We start from the raw sequence: 16,489 nt of genomic DNA, 5'->3' as shown, positions 1-16,489 counted from the left end.
AGTTCTCACATGGCTGAAAGGTTGGCTCTGGTCATCGGATCCGAGTGCGGGGAACTCCCGCCACTCGGATTCACCGGCGAGCTGGCCGCCGGGCTGTACTCGGCCTTCACCACGGTCGGTCATTGGCTCCCGATCGGGGATGGCCCGGTACTGGACCCGACCATTGCTCAACTCAAACGCAGCATCAAGGCCGCGTTCGGCCGGGCCGACGAGCTGGGCGCGACGCTGTTGATCGCCTTCATCGGCCACGGGTTCACCACCAATGACGACGATTTCTACCTGCTCGCCGCCGATTCGGCCATGCCGCTGGATTCGGATTCCGGATTCCACCTGGTCAATGCCGTCGCCGAACAACTGAGCAACACGCGATCGCTGGACGGGCTGATCGTCCTCGTCGATGCGTGCGAGGCGGGCACGGGCGCGCTCGGCGCGGGAAACCGCTGGGTGCGGATGCTGGAGAAGTCGGCGGGCCGGATGGAATTGCTCGTCGCCTCTGATTACGGCAATGCCTATGACGGCTGCTTCAGTCGAACGCTGTTGCGCACCTTCGATAGCGGCCTGCCGGGAAGCGGAACGAACCTGCTGTGCGCCGACCTCACCCCGGAGCTGAACAGCGCGTGTCAGCAGCAGACCCCCCGACACCTGTCGTTCAACGGGACTCAGGTGCGCCGCGGCGACCAAGGACTCTGGCTGGTGCCCAACCGATCCCGATCCAGAGACGCGGTGACCGGCAGGCCCGCCGCGGGTTTGGTCGATCACCTGGTGCGCAGCGTCTCGCTGACCGCCGGCGTGCAGGAGACTCTCATCGACATCGTGGAGGCGAGCGGCGATCGTTTGCAGGCGTTGATCGGACCGGCCGGTGCCGGGAAATCCACGCTGATGTCACTGCTCATCCGACCGGCCCTTGTCGATACGCTCAGCGCGCTGACCGCCGAATTCATCACGGCGGCAGTATTTCTGGATGTCGCCAGCACCATCGAGTCGGTGCTCGTCGAACTGCGTGACCAACTCGGTGCGCGATTCGGCGCCGAGTTCACGGCAGTGCGCCAGGCAGTACAGGCCGAGCTCACCGACCGGGAGCGATTCAGCGCCTTCGAGATCGAGATCGTGCGGCCGCTGCATCGGCTCCGGACGGCGGGCAGACGGATCCGCATCCTGATCGACGGCCTCGATCAACCGGACGAGGGATGCCGCAACAGCGTCGTAGCCGCCATCGCCACCCTCACCACCGATGAGCGGTTGGTGCACGTGCGGGTGATCGTCGGCATCCGCTCGGGAACCGACGTGGTCGACCATCCGGATATCGCGCACGCGCGGCGTGTGCACCTGCAACCGCCGTCCGCACGAGAGGCGCTGCGGGAGTTGACCAGCACCGAAGGGACCATTCCCGACGGGCTCGATCAGGCCGTGCACGACCTGCCCGACGATGTGCGCGGCGGCTGGTTGATCCCCCGGTTGATCACCGAAATCGACTGGCGAGAAACGCGTCTCGACAGGACCGACCTGGATGACCTGGTGGCCATGCGATTCCACACGACCCGGCAACGCCCCGTCCATGCCGATCTCGCGCTGCCGGTCGGCGCGCTGCTCGCCGCGGTCGGCGTCGGTCCGACCGCACCTTTGTCGCTGATCCACGAAGCCCTGCGCCGGCTCGGCCGTTCGGTGGCCCTGCCGCAGCTCCGCGATGCGATCGTCGACCTCGGTGTACTGGTCGCCCGTGGCCATCCCGGTCAGGACAATGAACGAATCGGGCTGTCCCACGCGGCATTCACCGGCTCGCTGCAGCAGATCGTCTGCGCGCAATGGCCCAACGCCCAGTTCGACGCGCATGCCGCACTCGCCGCCGCATTCGACACCGTGGCCGGCCCTGATATCGATGTCTATGCGCACACTGCGGCGCCGCGGCATTATCTGGCCAGCGAAAACTCTGCTCGCGCACTAGCATTCCTCGACGCCGCCGATACCAAGCGGCGGCCGATCGACAATCGAGCGTCCTGGGCGAACTGGCTGGTAGCCTTCCAGGACTCGCTGCCACCCGAGCATCCCGATCTACTGGCCGCCCGCGACCGCTTCGCACGCTGGACCGGCGAGGCAGGCGAGCCGTTCGCGGCGCGTGCGATGTTCGCCGGCCTCGTCGAGGACTGCACCGCGATGTTCGGCCGCGATCATCCGCTGACTCTGTTGCCGCGGGTACAACTCGCCAACTGGCATACCCAGACCGGCGGCCCTGAGCAGGCGGTGACGATGCTCACCGAGCTGTTGGACCTGGAGCAGGACGAACGGGAGAAGCTGCGGATCCGCGCCGATCTCGGCTTCGCTACCGGGCAGGCCGGTGACATCGTCGGTGCGCGCGATCAGTACGCCGCCTTCCTACCGGAGCTCGAACGTTTACTCGGCCCAACGCATCCCGACGTGCTGCACTCCCGCGACCAGTACGCGCGCTGGATCGGCGAAGCGGGCGACCCGGAACGGGCGCGACAGCAGTCGCTCGAGGTCGTGCCCCTGTGCGAAAGCACGCTCGGCCCCGAGCACAGCACCACGATGTGGGCTGAGGACAGCCTCGCAAGGTGGACCGCGGCCTGCGGTGATCCTGATGGCGCCGCGCGCATATATCGCGAAGTGCTCGCGACGCGCGAGAAGGTTTCCGGCGTCGAGCACCCGTTCAGCCTCATGACCAGACAGAATCTGGCCCGGTTCTACGCCGGGCATGGTGATTACACCGCCGCACTCGACCTCGGCGCGGATCTACCCGCGATCTGGGTGCGTCTCTACGGCCCCCAAGACCGCGGCACGCTGGACATCACCCGAAATGTTGCCGAATGGACGGCACAGGCTGAACGCGCGAGGTGATCGAAAAAATCTGTCGGCGTGGCGCGTTGACAATGCATTGACGCGTCGCCAGATACACGCCGACAATATTGGTCAGCAAATTGTCATCACCGGGGGAACTCATCATGACCACTGCCTTTCGTCGCACCTTGGTCCGACTTGCCGTCTGTATAGGACTGGCTTCCGCAACCGCGCTCACAACCATGCCCGTCGGGCATGCCGACCCGGACAAGGTCTTCACCTGGGGCGACATCACAGTGGGTGACTGCACGATGTTCCAAGGCGCGCGCTGGGTCTTGCACAGCGACGGCTACGCCGAGTTCAACGGACTGGTCACCAGTGGTTCCGACAACGACGCCTGGCTCATGCACGCCGCACTGTTCGATGCGAACCATCGGTATCTCGGCAATATCGTCAACAACTGGGCGACCGGCGGCGATCTCGGCAAGTTCGTCCTCAACCTGCCGTCCTCGGCCCAGCGATACAACTGGGATCTGGACAAGATCCACAACGCCCAGAAAACCTATCCGCCCGAAGCGTTTCGAACCGTGACCAGGATCGAGCTGCAGAACCACTGCTAGCGACGACAGATCCCTCGCTCGGCGAGACACGACCTGCCGAGTCCCGTCGGCGGACCCGAATCCCCTTGGTGCCGAGGTCCGCCGACGGTCTCCATCATGACTATTCAGGGCGCGGGCAGGGGTTGCCGTTGTAGTCGGACGGAGGCGGCAGCGGCCGACCGTCGGGACCCGACGGCGGCGGCAGCGGCTTGCCGTCCAGACCCCGCGGCGGGATCGGGCACCCATTGCCGTCTAGCTGCACGTCGCCAGGCACCGGCGGACTCGCCGCCGCCGCACCGGCACCGATCAGGCTCGCGCCCATGATCGCCGCGAAACTGAACACGATGGCTGTGCGAAGTTTCATGTAATTCCCCTCCGGAATGCTGTTGTCTGTCATCGGATTAGACGTACAAGATCACGCACGGTTCCCCGGAAGATCAAATGTGTCCGGCGTCACAGTCAAATCGAATCCAGCTCACACCGAGATCGAGGCGAGGTCTATCCCGTTCAGCGGCATCGCCGTCACCTCACGCACACGCGATGCCCAGACCGCATGACCATGACCCGACCACAGGGGCGCTGCCGGAAGATCGCGAAGCAACTGGTTCTCGGCGAGCCGGTACAGCTGACCGCTATCGGCCGATGCGCCAACGGAATCGGCGGCAGCCAGCAGCTGTGCGAAGCCGTCGTCGGCATACCCGGCCGCCTTCGCGAGTGCGGCAAGCAGTTCGTGCGGGCTCGACGTGTTCAGCGAACGGGTCACCAGGAAGGGACCGTCCCCGGGTTGAGTCGTCTCGTCGCCACGCTGTTTCGCGGTCACCTCGACCGCGAGCCCGGTGCCGATCTGGTCGGCGAGTGCCCGTCCCCATTGCTCTTGTCCGGCATCGAAGTACAGCGCGACCGGGCCTGCGAAGCTGACCTGGCCGAGCAGCGACTTGGCGGCGGCCTGGTCGTGCACGCATGGCCGGCACGGGCCGGAGCGTTCGCCCGGCGCAACGCCGGGTGGCAGTATCGCGCGCGCCGGATCGACCTGGTGCGCAAGGGGATCCGCGGCCATAGCCTCGCGGTCCACGGCCATGGCGAAGGCATAGCGCACCGCCGCGTCCTCGAATCGCTTATCGGACACGGGGAATGCGAGGTAGCTGACTTCCGGCAGCGGCCACATCGCGTGACGATCGGCGAAATCGTGATGCATGGCGTCGTGCCGCTCGCCGGGGACCTCGCTGGCCAGATCGAGCTTGCCCGACTTCACCTGGTCGTACTGGGTGGCGGAAGCACCCACCCGGAACTGGATCTCGCGTGCCTTACCGGCCGCTTCGGCGACTCGAACAAGTCGGCCGCCCGAGCCCGGCCGCCATGACTCCGCCATCCGGAACGGGCCGTTGCCGATCGGGTTGGCGGCAAAGCCCGCCCAATCCCGGGTTGCCAGTACCGATGCCGGAAGGGGAAGCAGCGCGGGCGAAGCCAGTACCGCGGGTACCTGGCCGAAAGGCCGATCGAGCACGATCCGCACGGTGTGGTCGTCCGGCGCGGTGACCGCGACGGGACGCAACACCTCGGTGAGCGCGCCAGCGCCCGCCCACCGCTCGTCCGCGACCGTATGCCAGGTGTCCACATAGGATTTCGCGGTGACCGGCGTCCCGTCGTGGAACCGGCCGTCCGGGCGCAGCGTTATTTCCCACGTCATCTGGTCCGCACTGGACACCGATGCCGCGGCCCGCGGCGTGATCCTCCCGGTGGCCGCGTCGTAGTCGACCAGCGGTGTCCACAGCGCGCCGACGAGCATCCGGCCCGCTTGGTCGCGCAAGTCCGCGGGCAGCAGGCTGGCCGGTTCGCGGACACCGACCGTCAGCACGCCAGGCTGTGCGGGCGCTGACGATTCGCCACAGCCGGTGCTGCCGAGCAAGAGCATCGCGAACACGACGACAAGGCGCGTCACTGTGTTCGCACCCGCCGCTCGTCCCCACCGAACAAGGACAGCTGACCATGACCCGTGGCGCGGCACATCCTGCATACCAACATCATTAACTTTCCCCGCTGTGAAAAACACTGCGCTACCCGGCCTTACCCGGCTCACCACGCGAAAGTTGTTCCCCAGTTCGACTTATCGCGATATGGGGATCGCGCGCACCAGCATCGCACTTACAGTGAGGTCAACTCGACGACCAGGAATCCCTGGTCACACAGCGATCGCGTCTCGCAGGGAGGTAGTTGTGCGCCGCTTGTTGCTCCGGTCGTCCCTGCTGTTGATCACCGTCACGGCGACTCTCGCCGCCACCGTGCTGCCCGCCGCTGCCTGCGGGGAGGAGGACGGCCCGCACGGCGCGGCTCCGCAACTCACCGGGACGCCCGGTGCGGAGAAGAACGTCAAAGCGGTCGGCAATGTCCCCGACGCACAGGGCGCGATTTCGCTGCAGTTCCTGCAGTACGGCCCACGGGATGTCATGGTCGTCTCCGGCGAGTTCGGGCTGAAGACCTATGACGTCACCGCCAACCCGGCGGCGCCGAAACTGATCGGCCAGCTCAACATGCCCGGCATGTGGGAAACCGAGGACACCGAGGTCGACCCGGTGCGCAAGCGGGTCTTCCTGTCCCGCGACCCACGCGCCTTCGGCGGCAATGTGCACAACGGCGAGTCCGGCATCTACGTGGTTGACCTGGCCAAGCCGGAGAAGCCGACCGTGCTCAGCTACGTCAAGGTCCCCGCGGGCCACACCACCACCTGCATCAACGACTGCCAATACCTGTGGACCGGCGGTCCGGCCAAGGCGGACAACATGCCCGCCGACTGGGGCGGGCGCCCGATCTGGGTCACCGACGTCAGGGACCCGCGCAAGCCGAAGGTCTCCCCCAACCCGATCGAGTTGGCGCGCAACGACGGTCAGACCGACTACGTGCACGACGTTCAGGTGGACGAATTAGGCGTCGCCTGGGCATCCGGCCGCGGCGGCGTGCGCGGCTACTGGACCGCGGGCATGCACAAGGATCCGGTGACCGGCAAACTGCGGATGGCGACAGCCAACGAACCGGTCCCCTACGCGGGCGGCGGCATCAAGGAGACGGCCGCACCGTCCAAGTTCATGCACAACAGCTTCCGCCCGGTCGGTGGCCGCTCGAAAGACGGTGGCGGCAGCGGACATTGGGACAACGGCAATCTCATCTACGCCACCGAGGAGAGCTTCGTCGACGGCTGCGCGGGCGACGGCGTCCTGGTCATCGCCTCCCTCGAAGGCTCCTACGGCGGCGAGGGCTGGCGCTCGACCCCGCAAAAACCGTACCGCCTCAACACCGTTGGCACCTGGGGCGTCGCGGGCCAGGAGGGCAGCGACCCGGCCTCCGCCGACTGCTCCGCCCACTACTTCGACGTCCAGGACAAGGTTCTGGTCCAGTCGTTCTACGCGCAGGGCACCCGATTCCTGGACGTCAGCGACCCGACCAACCCCAAGCAAATCGCCTACTACCGCCCGGCCGACGCGGCCGCCTGGGCGCCGTACTGGCACCGCGGTTTCGCCTACGTAGCCGACAACCACCGGGGCATCGACATCCTGAAGCTGACGGCCTGACCCGTCGTGCGTTATTCGCTTGCCCGCCCGAGCATTTGGACGAGTAGCGCGACCTGGCCGGCGAAGTGGTCGATGAATTCCGGTGTGCGCGGGTCGGTTCCGCAGACGCCCTCGATGACGTGCGGCAGCGTGGTCGGGGCCATGGCGGCGGCCATCAGCATGACCAGCAGGGTGGCCGGGTCGAGTTCGGCGGGAAGTCGGCCCGCGGCCTGCATGGCGCGCAACTCCTCGACGCTGCGTTCGAGCATTTTCGCGCGCGGCGCGTGGTCCGGGTCGCTGTCGGGGCCGCTGTATTCGAGTCCGCCCCAGGCCATCAATCGGACGCCGTCGGGGTTGTGGGTCGCTTCGAGCGCGTAGCGGCGTAACTGTTCGTCCAAGGGGGTTTCCGGGGGGACGAGGTCACGCTGGCGTGCCTGCCACCGCTGCGACATGGCCTGGTACAGGCCTTCCTTTCCCTCGAAGTAGTAGGAGATCAGCTGCTGGTTGACCCCGGCGCGGGTCGCGATCGCGGCGGTCCGCGCGCCCTTGAATCCGTGCGCGGCGAACTCGGCCTCGGCCGCGTCCAGGATGAGCTGGCGGGTGCGTTCGGGGTCGCGCTGGCGCTCCTGCGGCTTGGGCGACCTGCGGGGTTTCGGCGACGGCACGACGTCATTCTACATACGCATAGCAGTTTCAGTCATCGACGCGAGTTAATCAACCAAACAGTTGACAGAGAAGTTCAATCGATTGAATGATGGCAGGACCGTTCCGTCGCTCAGGAGAAGCTCGCCGTGCACACACAGTCAGATGTTCAGCAGACCAAGGTCCTCATCGTCGGAGGCGGCATCACCGGCCTGTCCACCGCGCTGTTCCTGGCCAGGTCGGGAATCCGCCCCAGCCTGGTCGAACGACACTCGTCCACCGCGCTGCAACCGCAGGCCCGTGCGTTCAACCCGCGCTCGATGGAGATCTACCGGGCCCTCGGGCTCGAACCGGCGATCCGCGCCCGGACCTCGATCCTGGCCGACTTCCCCGAGATGATCGGCGCGGACACCCTGACGGGCCAGGAACGCTTCCGGGTCGACATCCTCACCCAGGTCCGCCCGCCCGCCACCCTGAGCCCCACCGACTGGGCCATGATCGACCAGGACGAACTCGAGCGCGTCGTGCGCGCCGACGCCGAAAACAACGGCGCGGACATCCGATTCGGCACCGAGCTGATCTCCTTCGACGCCACCCCGGACGGAATCACCGCCCTGGTCCGCGATCTCGCGTCGGGTGCCGAGCGACAGATCCACGCGGACTACCTAGTGGCGGCCGACGGCAATCGGGCGGGCATCCGCACCCAACTCGGCATCGGCGCCGAAGGCCCCGGCGAACTGATCAATGCCGCCAGCTTCGTCTTCGACGCCGACCTCGGCGCCGCGCTGCGCGACCGCCGATTCCTGCTCGGCTATTTCGACCAGCCGACGAAGGGCACCGCGCTCGTGCCCGGCCGCGAATTCGGCCGCTGGTCACTCGGCATCCCCTTCAGCGCCGAGACGGGCCGGAGCGCTGCCGACTTCACCGAGCAGCGCTGCCTCGAACTGGCCCGCCGCGCGATCGGCGACCCGCACCTCGACCTCACCCTCGTGCCGTTGATGGCCGGATCGAACCAGAAGGTCGCCACCACGCGCATCGGCGGCTGGGTCGCCGACCGCTACCGGACCGGGCGCATCTTCTTCGTCGGCGACGCCGCCCACGTGGTCCCGCCCACCGGCTCCTTCGGCGCGAACACCGGCATCGCCGATGCGGCCAACCTCGCCTGGAAACTCGCCGCGGTCCTCAAAGGCCAAGCAGGCCAGTCGCTTCTGGATAGCTATCAGGACGAACGCCGTCCTGTCGCATTCGTCACACTGGATCAGGCGATGCAGCGGCTGCAGGGCAGGCACAGCGGCACCGGCGACGACGCGGCCACCATCGACGACCTCACCATGATCCTCGGCTACCGGTACCGCTCCGCCGCGATCCACTCCGAAACCAGCACCCCGGACGAGCCCGTCGAAGACCCCCGCCACCCAAGCGGTCGCCCCGGCGTCCGCGCACCGCACCTGTGGTTGCGGCAGGACGAAACGACGCTGTCCACCCTCGATCTCTTCGACGGCACGTTCACCCTGTTGCTCGGCGCGGCTGGCAGCGAATGGCGCGCGGCCGCGGAAACGGTCTCCGCCGCAACGGATCTCGATCTCGGCGTCTATCACATCGGCACCGATTTCGACGATATCGACGACCGGTTCCACCTGGCATACGGCATCACCGACACCGGCGCGAGCCTCATCCGGCCGGACGGATTCGTCGCCTGGCGCGCCACCGATCTGCCCGCGCAGCCGGGGCACGAACTGCGGCTCGCACTGACCGGATTGCTCGCCCGCGAAGACACCCGGGTCTGATCTATCCCGGCCTGGACGGCGGCCCTCCGTCGTCCCGGCGCACCGTCGGCTCGGGTGTTCGACACGCGACCGGCGGGCCGTTGTGCCAGCCCGGATGCGAAGGTCGCCGAAAGGTGACTACGTTCGCGTGCATGGATTCAAGCACGCTGCAGGGAGGCGACAGCACGGAGACGCGGGTCGATCATCTCGGCCGGCGACGGCTGTTCCGACGCGGACGACGAATCCCGGTGGTGAGTCAGGCGGTCGGAAAGCTGGTGGCCGATCGTCCGGCGACCGCGGACACGATCGTCGCGGCACCCTCACCGCTGCAACCGATCGACCTCACCGACGACGCGGCGGTCGCCGAGGTGCTGGATCTCGCGGTGCGGGTCGGCGAGGTGGTGCTCGCCTCGGGGACCGGCGTGATCGATACGACCACCCAGGTCCGCTTCATCGCCGCCACCTACGGACTGGTCCGCTGCGACGTCGACGTCACCTACGACACCATCAGGATCTGGACCGATCGCGGCCCGCGGCTGTCGCCGGCCAGCAGTATGCGCATCGTCCGCTACCGATCGCTGGACTTCACCCGGCTCGCCGCCGTCGACCGGCTGACCCGGCGCATCCGCAACGAGGTGGTCGCACCGGAGGACGCGCGCGCGGCGCTGGACACCATCACCAAGGCGCCGCATCCTTACCACCGCTGGACGGCCACCTTCGGCTGGTCGCTGCTCGCCGCGGCGATCGCGGCGCTGCTCGGCGGCGGAATCGTCGTCGCGGCAGTCAGTTTCGGCACCACGCTGGCCATCGACCGGTCGAATCGGGTGCTCAATCGCTACGGCCTGCCGTTCTTCTTCCAGCACATGGTTGGCGGCGTGATCGCCGCGACGCCCGCCGTCGTGCTGGCCACGCTGGCGGGCCCGCTCGGCATCGACGTGGATCCGTCACTGATCATCGCGGCCGGAATCACCGTGCTGCTCAGTGGATTACAACTGGTCGGCGCGGTCCAGGACGGCATAACCGGTGCGCCGATCACCGCGACCGCGCGCATGCTCGAGGTCATGATGATGACCGGCGGCATCATCGCGGGCATCGCGATCGCGCTGCGCGTCGGCTGGATGCTCGGCGCCACCGTGCCGCCGTTCCTCTTGACGACGCGCGCCATGAACGACCTGCCCGTCAAGATCATCGCCGGTGCGGTCGCGGCGCTCGCGTTCGCGCTGGCCTGCTACGCGGAGCGGCGGGCGCTCACCGCGGCGGCGGGCAGCGGCGCGGCGGGCACGATCTGCTTTCTGATGGTGCAGCAGGCGGGCTTCGGCCCGGTGCTTTCCTCCGGCGTCGCGGCGACGGTGATCGGCATGGCCGGTGGTTTGATGGCGCGGCGGGCGTTGACTCCCCCGCTGGTCGTCGCGGTCGCAGGCATCACGCCGCTGCTGCCCGGTCTCAAGCTGTACCGCGGTCTCAACGCACTGCTCAACGATCAGTTGGTGATCGGTGCCAACCAGTTGCTTGCCGCGTTCGGCGTCGGCTGCGCGCTTGCCGCCGGCGTCACCCTCGGAGAATGGTTCGACCGTACCGTTCGGCGTCCGCGCATCATGCGTCGCTTCGGTTCGCTGCGCCGCCCGATCGTGCGGCGCATCCGGCCGAGGGGTTGGCGCAGGCCGCCGCCCATTCAGTGAACCAAGTGGGTGCGTCCCGCACTCGAAACCTGTATCGTCAGACAGGTTAGTTAGGGTAGCCATACTTGCTGGCCGCCCGCCGGCGATACAGGTGAGGTGGTTCGGTCATGTCAGAGGCAGCACCGTTCTCGAAGCAGATCCGCAGTGCCACCGAGGAGCAGCACGCCGACGCGCGGAGCTCGCGGTTCATCACCGACATGCTCGGCGGCGCGCTCGGCATCGACTCGTATCAGCGCTACACCGGCCAACTCTGGTTCGTCTACCGTGCGCTCGAGGCCCGCTGGGACAGCCTCGCCGCCGACCCGGTCGCCGGGCCGTTCATCCGCACCGAGCTGGCCCGCACCGCCGAGCTCGAGCGCGACCTCGCCCACCTCATCGGTCCGCGGTGGCGCGACGAGCTCGAGCCACTGCCCGCGACCGTGGCCTACACCGCGCGCATCGACGAGTGCGCCCGCGACTGGCCCGCAGGCTACATCGCCCACCACTACACCCGCTACATGGGCGACCTGTCCGGCGGGCAGATCGTCCGCGACACCGCCGAGAAGCTGTGGAACCTGCCGCACCGCGGCGACGGGGTCCGCTTCTACGTCTTCGACGCCGTCACCAACCCGGCCGCGTTCAAGCGCGAATACCGCGCCCTGCTCGACGTGCTGCCGCTCGACGATCTCGAACGCCGCCGCGTGCTCGACGAGGGACAGCGGGCCTACGCCATGAACACCGCGGTGTTCATGGAGCTGGCCCAGGAGTTTCCGGCGGCTCAGTAGGCCCCCGCGCCACGCGTCACCGCGCCGATCGTCCTGGCGATGAGTAGCAGATCCAGCACCATGGACCAATTCTCCACGTAGGAAAGATCAAGTCGCACCGAATCTTCCAGCGACAGGTCCGAGCGGCCGCTCACCTGCCACAGCCCGGTCACCCCCGGCTTCACCAGCAGCCTGCGCCGCATCTCGCCGTCGTAGCTGTCGACTTCGCGCTGCACCTGCGGGCGCGGCCCGACCACGCTCATCTCACCGCGCAGCACGTTGAAGAACTGCGGCAGCTCATCCAGGCTGAACTTGCGGATCACCTTGCCAACGGGCGTGATTCGCGGGTCGTCCTTCATCTTGAAGAAGACCGGGTTGCCCCCGTTGCGCGCGATGAGCGCGTCGACGCCCGCCTCCGCCTCGGTGTACATGCTGCGGAACTTGATCATCCGGAACGGCTTGCCGCTGCGCCCGATTCGCTCCGACAGATAGAACACCGGGCCCGGACTGGTGAGCTTCACCGCCATGGCGATGGCCAGCATGGTCGGCGCGATCGCCACCAGTACCGCGGCCGCGAAGCACATGTCGAACACCGCCTTGCCGGTCGACTTGGCGCGATCGTATTGCGGTTTGGCGATGTGCAGCATCGGCACTCCGGCGACGAAGCGATTCGTCAACCGGGTGCCCGCGATATCCACCACGCCGGGTGCCACGATCAACTCGACGCCGAGCGGGTCGAGTTCCCAGGCCATCCGGCGCAATTCGATCGGACCGAGGTGATCGGTCGCGGTGACCGCGACCGTGTCGGCTCCGCTGCGGCGCACCGCGTCGAGCACGGTGCGGTCGCTGCCGACCACGGAGAACGTGTGCCCCGAGGGTTCCCGGATGTACTCGGTGATCTCGTTGCGCCCATTGGGAATACACACACCGACCACCCGATATCCCGAAGCCGGATCGCCCGCGAAGGCATTGGCCATCGCCTGGGCCGCCTCCGCGCAGCCGACGACGAGCACCGAGGTCCGGTACTCCCCGCGCCCGCGTAGCTGTCGTGCGTGGATCCGCCAGAGCCATCTGCTCAGCATCAAGCCGAACAGACCGAGCGGTAGCGCAATGGCCAAATAGCCACGAGCGAACTCGATCTGGAAGACCAGCGACACAATCGCGAGCACACCGAATAGTCGCAGCGTCGCCGAGACCAGCCGCCGATACTCCTCACTGCCACTGCCAACCACCTGCGGCGATCGGGTGTGACCGACCGCGAGGAACGCGGCCCAGGCGAGCGCGAGCGCGCCGGAGACAACCGTGTACCCGACTTCATAGGGCAGATGCCACGCCAGCGGCGGCGCGGCGGGTCCGCCGAATCGGATGACCTGGGCGAGCACCATCGCCGCCACGATCACTCCGAAATCCGTTGCGCCTAAGCGCCTTACATACTCGCCCTGCCATCGTTCACGCTCGGAGCGCGGCAGGGTGTTCGGCGATCGACGATAGTCCAGGTCGTCGTCGTCGGCGAGCTCGAAGCTCATGGAAACGCACCTCCCCATGGGAGAAAAAAGGAAGCCCCCCGATCCACATCGATCGGTCCCCACGGCACCATCCTGACCGCGTCGGGTGACCCATCCGTCGGCACCCAGAAGCCGATTGTTACAGAACACAATCCGTTTCACATGTCGAATCATGGGGGCGGCAAAGTGTTCCACGCGGTAGCGGATAAAGGAACGGTCGGTTTGCCGCCCCGGTATGTTTTCGGCACTCGGAGACATATGTGGCCAGGTCGCGAACTTTCGCTACCCGCAGGCGAATTCGTCCCATGACGGCCGATCCACTAAGCACCTAGGTAGCGGTGCGGAAGCTACTCGCCGGAAACGGTGGAAAAGTACCGGAAATTACCTCCCGCCCAGCCGATTTCGGCTACGACACGCGGGGCTTTCGTTGTAACGTCTCACTGGATCGGGTCGACGTCAGGGGTGCGCCGGCAATGCGCCGGAGGTACGACTCTAGGCAGAATGGTGGGCTGCGTTGCTGTGTCGACTGTGTGATTCCGAACGATTGATCAGTGTGCTCGACTTGGGGGCAACGCCACCGTGCGAGAAGTTCCTCACGGCAGCCGAACTCGATCTTCCGGAATCAACTTACCCGCTACACCTTCGGCTGTGCGCGGACTGCCTGCTGCTGCAGATTCCGGCGTTGATCACCCCGGCGGAGACGTTCACCGAGTACGCGTACTTCTCGTCCTACTCCGACAGCTGGGTCCGCCACGCCGAAACCTTTGTCGCACAGGCGATCCAGCGACTCGACCTCGGCGCGGACTCGTTCGTGGTCGAGGTGGCCAGCAACGACGGCTACCTGCTCCGGCACGCGGTGGCGGCGGGCATCCCCTGTCTCGGTGTCGAGCCGTCGGTGAACGTCGGCAACGCCGCCAGGGCGGCGGGCGTGCCCACCGAAACCACCTTCCTCGACGAGGAATCCGCGGCGAAGATCCGCGCCACGCACCGCCCGGCCGACCTGGTGGTGGCCAACAACGTCTACGCCCACGTGCCGGACCTACGCGGCTTCACCCGTTCGCTACGCACGCTGCTGGCCGACGACGGCTGGCTCTCCATCGAGGTGCACCACGCGCTGAACCTGCTGCGGCTCGGCCAGTTCGACACCATCTACCACGAACACTTCCAGTACTACACCGTGCACTCCGCGCAGCGGGCGCTCGCGACGGCGAATCTTTCCGTCATCGACGTAGAACTGCTGGACACGCACGGCGGCTCGATCCGGCTGTGGGCCAGGCCGACCGAAGTGGGCGCGGTCCCCAGTCCCCGGGTCGACGAAGTGCTCCGGCTGGAACAGGACGCGGGCCTGCATCAGGTCGAGGGCTATAGCCGGCTGCGGCCACGCACCGAGGCCGTCCGGCACGACCTGCTGCGGTTCCTGCTCGACCAGCGCGCCGCGGGCAAGCGCGTCGTCGGCTACGGCGCGCCGGGCAAGGGCAACACCCTGCTCAACTACTGCGGCATCCGCACCGACCTGCTCGAGTACACCGTCGACCGAAACCCTTACAAGCACGGACGATTCACCCCGGGCACCCGGATCCCGATCTACGGCCCGGACCGGATCGAGCGGGATCGACCCGACGTCGTACTGGTGCTGCCGTGGAATCTCGAGGCCGAGATCACCGAGCAGCTCGGCCACATCGCCTCGTGGGGAGGCCAATTGGTCTATCCGCTCCCGGCACTGCACAGTGCCGATCTCACCAGTCACAACGACGTGAACAGCGCACGACACAAGGAAATGACAGGGAGGGGAGCGCGATGAAGGTTGTGCTGTTCTGCGGCGGATACGGCATGCGGATGCGTGATGGCACCGATGACATGATCCCGAAACCCATGCAGCTGGTCGGTCCTCGGCCGCTGCTGTGGCACGTGATGCGCTACTACGCGCACTACGGCCACAAGGAATTCATCCTGTGCCTCGGCTACGGCGGCGTGCACATCAAGAACTTCTTCCTGACCTACCAGGAGTCGGTATCCAACGACTTCGTCATCCGGGACGGCCGGGTGGAGATGCTGAGTTCCGACATCAGCGACTGGAAGATCACCTTTGTCGATACCGGCCGGGAATCTCCCATCGGCGAACGCCTGCGCCGGGTGCGCGAGCACGTCGCGGGCGACGAGCACTTCCTGGCGAACTACGCCGACGTGCTCACCGACGCACCCCTGGATGAAATGATCGACAAGTTTACCGATTCCGGTGCCGCGGCCTCGATGATGGTGGTGCCACCGCAGTCCTCGTTCCACTGCGTCGACATGAAACCGACCGGCGAGGTCAAGGAGATCATGCCGGTGTCACGCATGCCGCTGTGGGAGAACGGCGGCTACTTCGTGCTCAGCCAGGAGATCTTCGACCTGCTGCCGCCGGGCGGTGATCTGGTCGCCGACGCGTGCGGCACCTTGGCCGGGCAAGGACGACTCTTCGGCTACCAGCATCTCGGATTCTGGAAGCCCGCCGACACCTTCAAGGAGCGGGCCGAACTCGACGCGGGCTATCAGTCCGGCAGCCGGCCGTGGATGGTCTGGGAAAACGCGTGATCCGGCTGAACGTCGGGGCGGTCGCCGAGATCGCCGTGCTCGGCGCGCATTGCGACGACATCGCCATCGGCATGGGGGCCACGCTGCTGACGCTGGCCCGCGGGTACCCGGGCCTGCGGGTGCGCGCCCTGGTGCTGTCCGGCGGCGGCACCGCGCGGGCGGACGAGGAAACCCGCGCGCTGGACGGGTTCTGTCCTGGCGCCGAGATAGACCTCACCGTGCTCGACCTGCCCGACGGCAGGGCACCCGCGCACTGGGACCGAATCAAGAACGAACTCAACACCTTTCGTGCCCGCATCGATCCCGACCTGGTCTTCGCGCCGCAACGCGGTGACGCGCACCAGGATCACCGGCTGCTCGCCGAACTGGTGCCGACCGAGTTCCGCGACCATCTGGTGCTCGGCTACGAGATCCTCAAGTGGGAGAGCGACATTCCCACCCCCAGCGTGTACCACCGGCTCAGCGCGGCGCTCGCCGAGGAGAAGTCGCGGCTACTGCTGAAACACTATCCGTCCCAGGCACATCGGGACTGGTTCGACGAGCAGGCCTTCAGCGCCCTGACCCGGCTACGCGGCGTGCAGTGTCACAGCGGGCACGCCGAGGCGTTCGTGCTCGACAAGGCTGTCATCGATTTCGGAGGTTCCTAGCC

General features: G+C 66.9%; 13 protein-coding genes. 9 read left to right on the top strand and 4 right to left on the bottom strand.

The features are described from left to right. Positions 1–9 precede the first annotated feature (9 nt). Together ACIA8C_RS40455 and ACIA8C_RS40450 are read left to right on the top strand one after the other, a co-directional pair. Positions 10–2,850 carry a tetratricopeptide repeat protein gene (locus ACIA8C_RS40455; RefSeq protein ID WP_397144337.1) on the top strand — a complete coding sequence of 947 codons (2,841 nt, stop codon included), beginning with the start codon at positions 10–12 and terminating at the stop codon, positions 2,848–2,850. Positions 2,851–2,954: 104 nt separating this feature from the next. Continuing rightward, positions 2,955–3,410 carry a DUF6294 family protein gene (locus tag ACIA8C_RS40450; RefSeq protein WP_397144335.1) on the top strand — a complete coding sequence of 152 codons (456 nt, stop codon included), beginning with the start codon at positions 2,955–2,957 and terminating at the stop codon, positions 3,408–3,410. 100 nt (positions 3,411–3,510) lie between these two features. Here the strand turns inward: ACIA8C_RS40450 and ACIA8C_RS40445 are convergent, their stop codons facing one another. After that, positions 3,511–3,753: a hypothetical protein gene (locus ACIA8C_RS40445; RefSeq protein WP_397144333.1), complete on the bottom strand. Its 243-nt coding sequence runs from the start codon at positions 3,751–3,753 to the stop codon at positions 3,511–3,513. A 111-nt stretch (positions 3,754–3,864) separates the two neighbouring features. Beyond that, positions 3,865–5,328, bottom strand: coding sequence for an ABC transporter substrate-binding protein (locus ACIA8C_RS40440; RefSeq protein ID WP_397144331.1), 1,464 nt, complete (start codon positions 5,326–5,328; stop codon positions 3,865–3,867). 274 nt (positions 5,329–5,602) lie between these two features. Between ACIA8C_RS40440 and ACIA8C_RS40435 the strand changes: the two genes are divergently transcribed. Further along, entirely contained in the window at positions 5,603–6,952 is a 1,350-nt protein-coding gene (locus tag ACIA8C_RS40435) for an LVIVD repeat-containing protein (RefSeq protein ID WP_397144329.1), read from the top strand. Positions 6,953–6,963: 11 nt separating this feature from the next. On the opposite strand, the gene ACIA8C_RS40430 is transcribed toward ACIA8C_RS40435, so the two are convergent. Further along, complete coding sequence (locus ACIA8C_RS40430; RefSeq protein ID WP_397144327.1) at positions 6,964–7,596, bottom strand: TetR/AcrR family transcriptional regulator; 633 nt, start codon at positions 7,594–7,596, stop codon at positions 6,964–6,966. Positions 7,597–7,722: 126 nt separating this feature from the next. Between ACIA8C_RS40430 and ACIA8C_RS40425 the strand changes: the two genes are divergently transcribed. The 3 genes from ACIA8C_RS40425 (at position 7,723) to ACIA8C_RS40415 (ending at position 11,782) form a co-directional block, all read left to right on the top strand. Next, on the top strand, positions 7,723–9,360 hold the full coding sequence (locus tag ACIA8C_RS40425) for an FAD-dependent oxidoreductase (protein WP_397144325.1): 1,638 nt from the start codon (positions 7,723–7,725) through the stop codon (positions 9,358–9,360). A 131-nt stretch (positions 9,361–9,491) separates the two neighbouring features. Next, a complete protein-coding gene (locus tag ACIA8C_RS40420) occupies positions 9,492–11,018 on the top strand; it encodes a threonine/serine exporter ThrE family protein (RefSeq protein WP_397144323.1) in 1,527 nt (508 codons plus the stop codon). A 107-nt stretch (positions 11,019–11,125) separates the two neighbouring features. Then, entirely contained in the window at positions 11,126–11,782 is a 657-nt protein-coding gene (locus ACIA8C_RS40415; RefSeq protein ID WP_397144321.1) for a heme oxygenase (biliverdin-producing), read from the top strand. Here the strand turns inward: ACIA8C_RS40415 and ACIA8C_RS40410 are convergent. Beyond that, positions 11,776–13,287 carry a sugar transferase gene (locus ACIA8C_RS40410; RefSeq protein ID WP_397144319.1) on the bottom strand — a complete coding sequence of 504 codons (1,512 nt, stop codon included), beginning with the start codon at positions 13,285–13,287 and terminating at the stop codon, positions 11,776–11,778. The genes ACIA8C_RS40415 and ACIA8C_RS40410 overlap by 7 nt on opposite strands. A 493-nt stretch (positions 13,288–13,780) precedes the next feature. On the opposite strand from ACIA8C_RS40410, the gene ACIA8C_RS40405 reads away from it, so the two are divergent. From ACIA8C_RS40405 to ACIA8C_RS40395, 3 genes are read left to right on the top strand one after another with little or no spacing between them, the layout of a single operon-like run. Continuing rightward, entirely contained in the window at positions 13,781–15,067 is a 1,287-nt protein-coding gene (locus ACIA8C_RS40405; protein ID WP_397144317.1) for a class I SAM-dependent methyltransferase, read from the top strand. Continuing rightward, a complete protein-coding gene (locus ACIA8C_RS40400; RefSeq protein ID WP_397144315.1) occupies positions 15,064–15,840 on the top strand; it encodes a glucose-1-phosphate cytidylyltransferase in 777 nt (258 codons plus the stop codon). The genes ACIA8C_RS40405 and ACIA8C_RS40400 overlap by 4 nt, the downstream gene beginning before the upstream one ends. Further along, a complete protein-coding gene (locus ACIA8C_RS40395; protein WP_397144313.1) occupies positions 15,837–16,487 on the top strand; it encodes a PIG-L deacetylase family protein in 651 nt (216 codons plus the stop codon). Before ACIA8C_RS40400 ends, ACIA8C_RS40395 begins: the two co-directional genes overlap by 4 nt. The last annotated feature ends 2 nt before the right edge of the window (positions 16,488–16,489 follow it).

Source organism: Nocardia sp. NPDC051321 (assembly GCF_044455225.1).
Taxonomy (GTDB): domain Bacteria; phylum Actinomycetota; class Actinomycetes; order Mycobacteriales; family Mycobacteriaceae; genus Nocardia.
The sequence above is the reverse complement of the archived record's forward strand: the minus strand, read 5'-3'. Positions and strand labels throughout refer to the sequence as shown.